Annotated in this window: 6 protein-coding genes; all 6 read right to left on the reverse strand. The window is 50.3% G+C overall.

Features of this window, described 5'->3' with window-relative positions; translation table 11 throughout:
• Positions 1-56: 56 nt before the first annotated feature.
• Positions 57-1,316 (reverse strand): diguanylate cyclase domain-containing protein, encoded by a 1,260-nt coding sequence (locus tag DZ54_RS0105930; RefSeq protein WP_025673418.1) that lies wholly within the window; start codon positions 1,314-1,316, stop codon positions 57-59.
• A 58-nt stretch (positions 1,317-1,374) separates the two neighbouring features.
• On the reverse strand, positions 1,375-1,977 hold the full coding sequence (locus tag DZ54_RS0105935; RefSeq protein WP_025673419.1) for an OmpA family protein: 603 nt from the start codon (positions 1,975-1,977) through the stop codon (positions 1,375-1,377).
• Positions 1,977-3,365: a TolC family outer membrane protein gene (locus DZ54_RS0105940; RefSeq protein WP_240473929.1), complete on the reverse strand. Its 1,389-nt coding sequence runs from the start codon at positions 3,363-3,365 to the stop codon at positions 1,977-1,979. Before DZ54_RS0105940 ends, DZ54_RS0105935 begins: the two co-directional genes overlap by 1 nt.
• 24 nt (positions 3,366-3,389) lie before the next feature.
• The gene (locus tag DZ54_RS0105945; protein WP_025673421.1) at positions 3,390-4,784 is read right to left on the reverse strand and encodes an HlyD family type I secretion periplasmic adaptor subunit; all 1,395 of its coding nucleotides are present in this window, start codon (positions 4,782-4,784) and stop codon (positions 3,390-3,392) included.
• Positions 4,781-6,946 carry a type I secretion system permease/ATPase gene (locus DZ54_RS0105950; protein WP_025673422.1) on the reverse strand — a complete coding sequence of 722 codons (2,166 nt, stop codon included), beginning with the start codon at positions 6,944-6,946 and terminating at the stop codon, positions 4,781-4,783. The genes DZ54_RS0105945 and DZ54_RS0105950 overlap by 4 nt, the downstream gene beginning before the upstream one ends.
• A gap of 62 nt (positions 6,947-7,008) precedes the next feature.
• The coding region (locus DZ54_RS0105955; protein ID WP_025673423.1) for an Ig-like domain-containing protein at positions 7,009-11,160 on the reverse strand (4,152 nt) is incomplete at its 5' end.

Consider the following 11,160-nt stretch of genomic DNA (forward strand, 5'->3'; position numbering starts at 1 on the left):
CTCTTGATGCCAATTATATTGATTATCACGGTGGCGAACAGGTTGGGCATACAGCGCTAATGGGTTTTGTTGCAGCGCATTGARCAAGTGTAGGTCGACGCCATTGCGTCTCGGGTCCGGCTGTCAACTTGCTCATCGGTTGGCCAAAAATAGACCTCTTGATGACGCTTCGCGTGTTGTAGCGCATTATCCGCTTTTGCCATCAAACTCACCGTCTCGTCGGTACGCGTTTGCGCGATACCTAAGTGAAAGCCTTGATTGACCGGTAGCGAGATATTCTCTAACTCTTGATTGATCATGCGTAATAACTGTCGCAAATAGCGGCGTACTGTTTTCTCTTCGTCGGTGATAAGTAGAATCGCGACTTCATTATGGCTCAACCTTGCCACCACTTGATGGGTATTGGCTAAGCCATCCTGATTTAACGCTTCTCCTAGCAGTCGCCAGCATTGGTCCCGGTACTGATACCCATAGCGAGCGCGCAAACGTGATAACCAATCGGCTTCTAATAGCATCAAGGTACAGCCGATTTCATCCTTGACAAAGCTTTGCAGCTGGTGCTGAAAATAGCCACGATTAGGTAAACGTGATACCGGATCGACCATAAGTTTGTCCCGCAAGCGAGACAGCTCATCTTGCTGTGATTGTTGCACCCGTGCGACTTGTTGGCCCGCTAGATTAAATGCATGTTGCAGCGTAGACAGATCACTCACGCTAGTTGTCACCCGTGTCGGATGAAAGTCACCATGTCCTAGCGACATTAGTCGCTGACTCAGCTCCCCCAGTGGCGCGGTGACACGACGGAACATAAAAGACGCAGTGAAGACAACAACCACACTCGCAGCCAATAACCAACTAACTAATCGCATCAGCTGTTGCCATAACTCAGCAATGTCTTGATGAGGATCGAACGTCATGGTCAGCTTCGCTAACTGCGTCCAGCCATTGCTCACCGAGACGGAGGTTGTATTCACCGTTAAGCCCGTCGCTGTCACAAACCAATTCGGAACATGAGTGGCCGGAAGGTCAGACGCCCAGATTTGGCGCTCACCAGATAACATAGGCTCAATGATGATCCCACTTACTTGGGGCATACCAATGAACTGTGAGGTTAACTGGGCTAATCGTTGTTCATCACTTTGTTCGAGCACCGCTGGCACTGCTTCAGCCAGCGTCTGACTTAATACGCTTGCTTGTTGTTGCTGTTCTTGTTTAAGTTGATCCGCGCCCAAATGGAACACCACTGTCGTGGTCACGAGTACAGTGATCACGGCAGCGGCAACAACAAACGAAAGCACACGTTGATGCAGTGTCATTGAGCGCCTCGTCGATCGGTGAGTGCGATGGCTATCGTTGTGACGACTCGCCTATCGGCTAATCTGATTCCGATGAGTAAATGGTCCATCGTTTCTCCGTTACGCCGTGTTCACCAGAAACGGTCGCGAGTACGCGGCGGTTTTTTTCATTGGCACTGTCGGTTTCGGCATCGATTAATGGGCGCGTCTCACCAAAGCCTTGCGCCCGGACACGACTGCGCTCGAGATAGAACTGATTCACAAGCACGTCTGCAATTGCCTCTGCCCGTCGTTGTGACAGTGCTAAATTGTAACTCGCCGCGCCAACTTTACTGGCATGGCCTTCGATCAGCACAGAAGCTTTAGGGTAACGGCGCATAAATTCAGCGAGGTCACGGATGTCGCCATACTGACTTTCGCGAACGTCCGCCGAATCCGTGGCAAATTGGACATTAAGCTCAAACGATGCTTTTTCTATTCGCTCGTGCGGGCATCCGTCATTATTGACGCGTGCTTGCTCAAGCGTCGCGTCACACTGATCGCGCACGGTAATCACACCGTCTTTATCCCCATCAGTGAGATCGCGGCTTTGTGTGATCTTGCTTTCCATTGGATCCACCGCTTGTGGCGCACAACCAGTGATCATTAGTCCGGTGAACAGGAGTAAAATTAACTGCTTCATTATTTGTTCTCCTCACCATGCAGCGCTGCGGTATTCCAGCTCGCGGGCGTATCCACTCGCAATGATGCCAGTAATTGTCCGGTAGCGTTTAATATCCGATATTGAGCGTAGCGCTCATCGGCTTCTTTACTCAAATAGTCACGGCGTGTTTCAAATAATTCATTTTGCGAGTCCAGCACATCCAGAAGCGTCCGCGCATTAAGACGAAACTCTTCTCGGTAGGCATCACGTGTATCGGTGGCGGCCTCAACATGTTGGCGCATAAAGTCACGCTGCTGCTCTAGAAACGTCCGCGCGTTCCAGGCCAACGTGGCCCCTTCCACCACTTGACGATGCGTCATCTCATTAATTTCTCTCGCCTCTATAGTTTGGTAGGCCGTTTGCCGCTCACGCGCGCGATCGGCGCCACCGTTAAATAAGTTATAGCGCATACGTACCATGGCTTGAATATTGTTATTCTCGCCCCCAACATCTGGCGGCCCCACGCCATCTTCGCCACCGATATTGTCGTTCCAATTAGCATCCACTTCTATATTAACGGTCGGTAAATACGCGGCACGTGAGCCATCACGGGCAGCATTCGCCGCCGCAATATCCGCTTGTGCCGCCTGCAAACGTGGGTGATTGTCTAACGCCATATCCAAAGTGCTATCCAGCGATTGAGGCAGCATTGCGGCATCTGGCCTTGCTAAGTTGAGATCCTCGGGCGCCATACCAACGACCTTGGTAAAGGCACTGCGTGCATCGGCGAGATTATTACGCGCGGACATTAAGTTCGCATTCGCTCGCGCCAAGCGCCCGGTCACCTGAGACAGATCACTGGCTTTGGCGAATCCACCTTGATTACTTTCTTCAATCGCATCGTAGATATCCTGGTGATTATCTCGGTTTTTTTCTGCCAAGGTCACCACTTCTTCAGCCACCAAGACATCCAGATAAATGCGTGATACTTCCAACGCTTTATCTTCTGCGGTGGCGATCAATCCCCATTGCTCGGCCGTTGCTTCGTTTTGTGTCCGCGCAACCTCATACTGGGTGCGAAAACCATCAAAAAGCATTTGCCGTAACGACAACCCTAGCTCTCGGCGCGTTAAGTCTATTTCATCATCGGTGCTGCTATCACGACGTGTTCCGGGGGTATCAGTCCATTCACGACCAATCCCAGCAGTGGCATCAAGGGTTGGATAATAACCCGCTTTGGCTTGGTCGATAGATTGCTCACGCGCTTTATAGCGCGCAAAGGCTTCACGTATTTGCGGGTGTGATTCGAGTGAGCGTGCTACCGCTTGCTCTAACGTTTGCGATATAGCGACGGGTGAAATTAAGCTCACAACAAGCGCAATGCCCGTAATGCGCATTTTGCCACTCAGATGCGAAAGCATCGGCATCTTTTCTCTCCTTGTTTTCATATATTAGCGCTCGCGTAGTGCGTTTTCTTTTGCCCGTAAAATAGGGTTGAGGATGTAATCTAACACCGTGCGCTTACCCGTAATAATATCGACCGAGGTCAACATGCCAGGAATAATCGGCATCGGCGTGCCATCATCTCGTGTTAAGTGTGATGCCTCGGTTCTTATTCTCACTAAGTAAAAGCTATTCCCTTCTTCATCTTGTGTGGTATCCGCACTGATGTGCTCAACCTTACCGTCTAATCCTCCGTAGCGGGTGAAGTCATACGCCGTGACTTTCACAATAGCTGGTAAGCCTGGATGTAAAAAGGCAATGTCTTTGGGCAAAATTTTCACTTGTACGAGCAACTGATCTTCAGTGGGCACAATTTCTATCACATCTTCTCCAGGGCCCACGACACCACCCAATGTGTTGATGTGCACCGTTTTCACTGTGCCGTCGACGGGCGAAGTAATTACCGCCTTATTGACTTTGTCTTGTGCCCCTACTGTCGCCTCTGTGAGTCGAGACAATCGTGCCTCGGTTTCACTCAGTTTGGCCCGTGTCTCACCAATGAACTGTAAGGCCGCCTCACGACGTTTTAAGATAGATTCATCTAATGCCGCTTTAATCTTAGGCCGCGAGAGTTTTAAATTGGTCAGCTCACCCTGCATATCATTGATCTGTCGTTCCAGTTTGAGAAGCTCCACTTCTGAGACAATCTTCTTTTTAACCAAAGGACGTGTGATATTGATCTCACGTTCCATAATTGATAGCGAGTTAGTCAGCGTTTTTATCTTTGACGCCACTTCTTCCAACGCTTGGCGTTTCTGAACGATTTGTTGTCCTTGAATCGCCAGTTGGTTGCGCAGGCTATCCAACCGACTTCGGTATTCCGACTTCTGTCTTGCGACTAATTGAGGTTTGCGGCTGGTGAGTGAGTCAGGAAAACTAATCGGACGCGGCACTATCTCAATCTGTTGTTGCCACGGCTGGCTAGGTGGCTGCAGGATCACGCTATCAAGCTCACTATACTTGCGCGTTACCGATGCCCGTAAACTATCAACTTCTTGCTCTTGCTGAGCCAAATCGGAACGAAAACGCGTTGCATCAATACGTGCGAGTGGCATGCCTTTCTCAACCAACTGCCCTTCAGCCACATACATCGCCTGCAAAATGCCGCCATCCAGACTTTGGATTAGCTGGACATGAGAAGGGGGAATGACTTTACCACTGCCCCGAGTGACTCGATCCAGCTCCGCCACCGCGGCCCACACAATGAAGCTTGCGATCAGCAGCAAGACGACCCACACCACCGCACGGTACTTTAACGGCGTATCTGTCATCATGGCGCCATAGACATCATCAATCATATCGAGATCAGCCGGTTGGCTGGCCTTTTTAACGACATTGTTCATGACGCGCTTCCTTTATTGAGCTTACTCAGGATTTTATCGCGCGGGCCATCCATCACAATTCGCCCCTTATCCATCACAATCACACGCTGCGCAAGATTGAGGAGCGACATATTATGGGTCACCATCACCAAGGTTCGTGATTTCGCGGCCACTTCCATCGCTTTGATAAATTGGTTTTCGGCATGCGCATCCAAGCTGGCCGTCGGTTCGTCCATCACCAGAACGGGTGGCTCATTGAGCAAGGCGCGCGCCAACGACACAGCCTGTCTCTGCCCGCGAGAAAGGCGTTCTCCGCGCTCTCCTACCTGTTTATCCAGACCTTCGTGATCTTGCGCGGTAAACAAGCTCACGCCTGACAGTTGTACGGCGCGCATCAGCTGGTGCTCAGTGACTTGGCGTGTACCAAACATAATGTTTTCGCGAATGGTGCCGTGGAACAGCGTCACATCTTGGGCCAAATAGCCCACATTGCGACGCAGGTCTGAAGGGTGTATCTGGCGACTATCCACGCCATCAAACCGTAAGCTACCTTGGTTGGGCTGAAACAGGCCGGCTAACAGTTTGAGTAAAGTGGTTTTGCCCGATCCATTTTTACCTAAGATGGCAATCACCTCCCCCGGCTGAACACGGAAATTAAGCGGATAAAGCGCTGGCTTTTCCGTCTCCGGATAGTTAAACGCGAGGTTATCGGCACTCAGCTCGCCTTTTAGGCGTTTACGACTAACAAGATGCCCTTTGTCAGCAAACTCGTCTTCTTGCTCCATCATCGCATTCAGTTGACGCAGTGAGGTGCTGGTTTGATTCCAGCGGTTGAGTAAGCTGGCCATTTGCGCCATGGGTGATACGGCACGACTGGAAAGCATGACCGCGGCAATGATCCCACCCATGGAAATATCACCGTCCGCGACCCGATACACCCCTAAAATAACGACCGCAATCGCCATCATTTGGGTAATAAAAGTGGCAATATAAGACACATTATTGGTGATCTGCTTGACCTTAAAGTTCCAATTCGCGGTATGGGCAGTCATTTGCTGCCAACTGCGCTGTACGATCCCTTCGGCGCCATTGGCTTTTATCCCTTCCAACGCCGATAAACTTTCAATTAAGTGGCCATGGCGCTCAGACGCGTATTTATTACTCTCTTCAATTGCCGCGCGCAATTTAGGCTGCACCGAAATGGTGTAGCCCAGAATCAGTAACCCAGCCACAACCGGCACAATGGCCAGATCACCTGCGACCAAATAAATAATCGTGACAAAGAAAACCGCAAACGGAAGATCAACCAAGGTGGTGATGGTGGCCGAGGTGAGCATATCACGCACCGAGTCGAACTCACCCAATTGCTTGGCGGTGGCCCCCACACTGCCGCCACGATTGGCCAGCGGTGTGCCCATTAGCCGTGCAAACAGCCGAGAAGAGACAATAATATCAACCTTCTTTCCGGCCATATCAATCATGTATGAGCGCAGCTTACGCATGACAAAATCAAAGCAATACGCGAGTGTTGCACCACTGGCTAACACCCACAACGACTCAAATGCTAGGTTTGGGACGATTTTGTCGTAGACATTCATCACAAACAGAGGCGACACTAGGGCGAATAGGTTGACCAATACTGAAGCGAGCAAGGCATCGCGATAAATGGGAGCGGCGTCTTTGACGGTTTGCCAAAACCAATGAATTTTATTGTCGTGCAGGTGTAAATCAACCGACTGGTCGCCGCGATACTGGCGCTTGATAAAAAAGCAATACCCCACATACATTGCTTCGAGGGCTTCAAGCTCCATGGTTTGCTCGCCACCATTTTCGGGCAACTGGATTAATGCAGTACCCGAGTCACTATCGACTTCACGCAGCACACAGGCTTTTTGGTCGGCTAACAACAGTACACAGGGAAGCAGTAACGGGCCTAAGTTATCCAGATTGCGGCGTGACAACCGTGCAGCCAAACCGGCCCGCCCTGCCGCTTGTGAAAACATATCGGGCGTGAGTAGCGCGTTGGTCATCGGCAAACCCGCAACTAATGCATCGCCTGAGCAGGGAGCGCCATAGTGTTCCGTCAGCAACACCAAACAATCCAGCAAGGGATCGTCGGTAGGCTGTTCACCCGAGGCTATCTTCCATTGCAAGGATTGATTATTACTTGATTGGTCAGTCACTTACGTCTCTCTTTTGACCGAAAACAATAGGCAGCGACATCATAGCCGCTGCCTGAGGGGGATTACCAGTCTGCCGTATCGACTTTGATTTCTAAATCTGGGACGTCTCCCATTGAAAGGTCCGCATTTTGATCACCTTGCGTTAATCTTAACTCTCCTTCTTCGCCATTGATCAAGGTGTTGATCACCACTTCTTGCTGACCACCGCTGGTAACAATATTGAGGCTTTCAATATCAATATGCTGGTCCATTTGGCTATCGCCATCCGCATCAATACCGATAGTTAGCGTACCCTCAGCCTCACCACTATCTGTCGTTTGCCATGAAATCGATACCTGTCCGTCTTTGATCAGCTGGGTTAAATCATCGACAAACGCGAGGGTGTCTTGCGCGTCACCTTGGTTGTCAAAGCCCACAATCACATCGGCTTCTAATGCGTCACCTTCGGCAGAAGATGGCATATCATCCAGCGACCACTGGAATTTATCACTACCCGTACCGCCGATTAAGGTGTCTTCACCCCGCCCGCCAATAAGGGTGTCATCACCGCCTTGGCCGTAAAGGATGTCATCACCTTCTCCGCCCTCAAGGGTATCGTCACCGCCTCGGGTATCGCCATCGACATTAAATAACGTGTGGTTATCTTTAATGTACTGGTAAAGCTCGAGGTCCGACGGTGCCGCCCCATTTTTCATTTCTAAGAATGTGGTTAACGCATCAACGCCGGAACCATCTGGCAGCGATTCTGGCCGTGTCAGACCATTTTCATCCCACGGAAGACTATCGGTGTTAATCACATCGCCAAAGAGAATATCGTCTCCAGCATTACCTATCACGTGATCATCACCGACCGGGATCATATTGATCTCTCTAGCGCCTTCATCCAGTGCTGCATTCAGATCATTGGCTGTATTAACAATTTCAACATCTCCAGTTGGCGCAGTTACTGTCTGCCCCCGATAATCACTCCACGTTCCTGAGCCCGACACATTGGTATTGTCAAAAAATCTGAGGGTATCAGCATTTACACCATTACCTATACCAATTGCACGCATTGACGACAAACTTGATAGCGTCTCGAATGACTTAACGGCGTCATTGAGATCGTGGTACCCCATTACAGAGCCGTCATTCAGCCATGGGTGGCTATTTGAGAGCGTCGGCTCTCCATCAGTCAAGAAGAATGACAAGTTTTCACTGTTTGCGTCCGAGTGCGTATTTAGCCATGAAGACGCCTGATTAAAGGCCGCTTCGTAATTAGTTCCCCCTCCAGATTGAAGAGAATCTATCACACGATCAACGTACCGACTTTGCTGCCACTCTCTTAACTGGGTAAAGTTATCAAGGTTAATTTTCAAGCTTGCTGAGGCGTTAAAGTCTACCAATGCCAGATTAATCGTACCTGGATGATCAGAAATATTGTCCAACATCGACTTCAACGACGTTTTCAACACATCGAGTCTAGATTCAGAACTTCCCGGCTCTAGTGCATATCCCATGCTGCCAGATGTATCGACGATTAACGCGATATTATAGTTAGTGGGGGCTGTTGAGTTATCTTCTACCCCACCGATATCACCAAGCGCCACATCATCGCCACTTCCACCTTCAAGCACATTATCCTGATTCGGATTCGATGGTGAGAGGATCGTTGTTCCCGGTTGTCCAGTAGCATATTGCGGCACATCGACGGCATCACCGTTACTATCCACTTCTTGTGCACCAACGGTAACAGAGAGATCTGACGCACCGCCGGCAGGGAGTTCAATTACAACAGAGAAGCTTTCATCTCCATTTTTCTGAAGCGCCAGTGCATCCAATGGCACTTGCCAATCTCCCGACTCTAACTGTTCTCCTACGGGAACACGCCCACCTTCTGGCACACCAGAAATAATCACGGACGCTATTTGTTCAGAACCATCGTCATCATTTAAATCAACATCTACATTAAGCTGAACAATATCAGCGACTTTAGTCAGTTCTCCATTATCTACTTCATATTTACCATCGGCAAAGTAGATAGTTTCAACCTTATTTAGATCATGATGGGGGTGACTTCCTTGCTCGTCTTGGTAAATAAGACGAACCCAATCATTGTCATTGAGCAGTCCTAAGCGATAATCACTGCGATTTCCTTGTAGGTAGGCCGTGTCATCGCCATTTCCGCCATAATACACGGTCGTTGCTTCCGCATTTCGTGAAATAAGGACATCATTACCACCTTGCCCCTGTAGAGTGTAACTACTATCGGTTGTGCCACCCACAATCAAGTCATTTCCGGCGTTCGTGACTAAGTGCCCACCTTGGCTTTGATTAGAGGAAATTATAATTTCATCGAATTCATCGGTCGAGCTACCATTATTCGCTTCCGCCAGCGCGATTAAATCATCAGCTGGGTGAACGCCATCAGGTAGTTCGGACAACGAGGCCGAAACGGACAAGCCATTAGAAATCGGTAGCACAGAAATTGGAATATCTTCCGTGACACTTGCCGTGTCGCCATTGCCATTCTCGGTGCTGGTTGCCGTCACTTGAAGATTAATTTCCCCCTCATGCGGCTCAGGCACCGTAATGGATAAGTTCGATAGATCCCACCCCTCAAGAGAGATAGAGCCACTCTCGACAGCCACAGATTGAGTACCATCGGACAGCGTAGCCCCAGTAGGAATATTGCCTAGCGTGAGGCCTAGCGTCTCAGAGCCATCCTGATCAATCAAGCTCGCATTGATTGGCGGTAATTCAATCGGCTGACCTGCATGCCCTTCACCTGGCTCATTCAGGATATAGTAACCACCGTCGCCTTGGTAAGCTTTCACACTCAGGCCACTGTCTTCAAGCGCATCGACATTTGGTACAAGGTTAAAGTTGTTAATATTTAAACCAACAGCATCGCCGCTATCTACGGCTACTTCAATATCAAACCCACCTGGTCCGCTTTGATTGTGGCTATACACATCAAGTGAGTAGTAACCACTTTCTGACGGTGAAAAATCGCCGCTAAATTGTCCATCACCACTCACACCGCTTGGAGACGTTCCTTGGCTACCGAATCGGCCCTCAGCGATCACTTGGCCACCGATAACAATCGCTCCACTGTCATCAGCGTATCCGCCAAAGCTGTATGTTTTACCTGCCTCTAGATAGAGCAACCCAGAAGTGAGCATCGCCTGGTTAGCGTTAAGGCCTGAATCAGAATCGGCAGATACATCTTCAGTGGTTGACTCTGCATCCGGCTCACCGGCGCCATTAATCGCACTCATCAAACTTTCAGCATCAACACCTTGCCCTGCGCCATTTGGGCTACCGACATCAATCGAATTCCAAGTTGATACGTTAAGAGACGTAGAAACAAAGTCCAGCTCAAGTGTTCCCAGTGACAACTCAGGTACATCAGCGACTGGGGTGACATTGATATCGAGTGCGGCTTGCGTGGTATCGCCATATTCGTCTTGTACCACATAAGTGACATCGGGTAGGTCGCCACTCCAATGCGTTTCTGGGGTAAAGGTATAATCACCATTCTCGCCAATCGTAATTTCACCTTTATCGGCGATAGTGACTGACTCACCCGCAGCGTGAGTTTCACCGTTAATGGTGAAGGTGATGACAGATAACGAATCCCCATCGTTATTTGTTGCATTACCGTCTTGTAAAAGATTGCCAGTTAACACGCTATCTTCATCAGTCGAAGCAGTTACATCGTCTAAATCAGGTGCTGCGTTGACCGTGTGCGTGGAGGTCGCGGTGCTGTCTACCGTATTGCCCGCGTCATCCGACGAGCTCACGACCACCTCGAACTCGGTGTCCGCCGCCAGGTCGCTGCCGGCCACGTCCACGCTCCACTCGCCGTTTTCATCCACGGTGGTGGTGTAGTCTTCGCCGTTGATGGTCATCGCAACGGTATCGCCTTCGGCGATGTCGCCGCCGCTCGCGCTGCCGGTGACCGTGATGGTCTCGCCCGCTTCTTGCGCGTTGATCACGTCATCGCTGGTGATGTTGTTCACGCTGACCGTGCCTTCTTCGGCCGCCGCATCCAACGTCGCGGTTTCTGTGTCGCTCGCGGGGTTGCCCGCTGTATCTGTCACATCCGCTTTCACGGTGATGTTGCCATCAACCAGACCGGCTGCGCTTAGGTCTTCCGTGGTGCTGAACGTACCGTCCGCTTGAACGGTCGCCTCGAACTCGGCGGTGTTGGCTGGGTCCGCGCTGTCGGT

This window comes from Salinivibrio socompensis S35, from assembly GCF_000513715.1.
In the GTDB taxonomy this organism is placed as follows: domain Bacteria; phylum Pseudomonadota; class Gammaproteobacteria; order Enterobacterales; family Vibrionaceae; genus Salinivibrio; species Salinivibrio socompensis.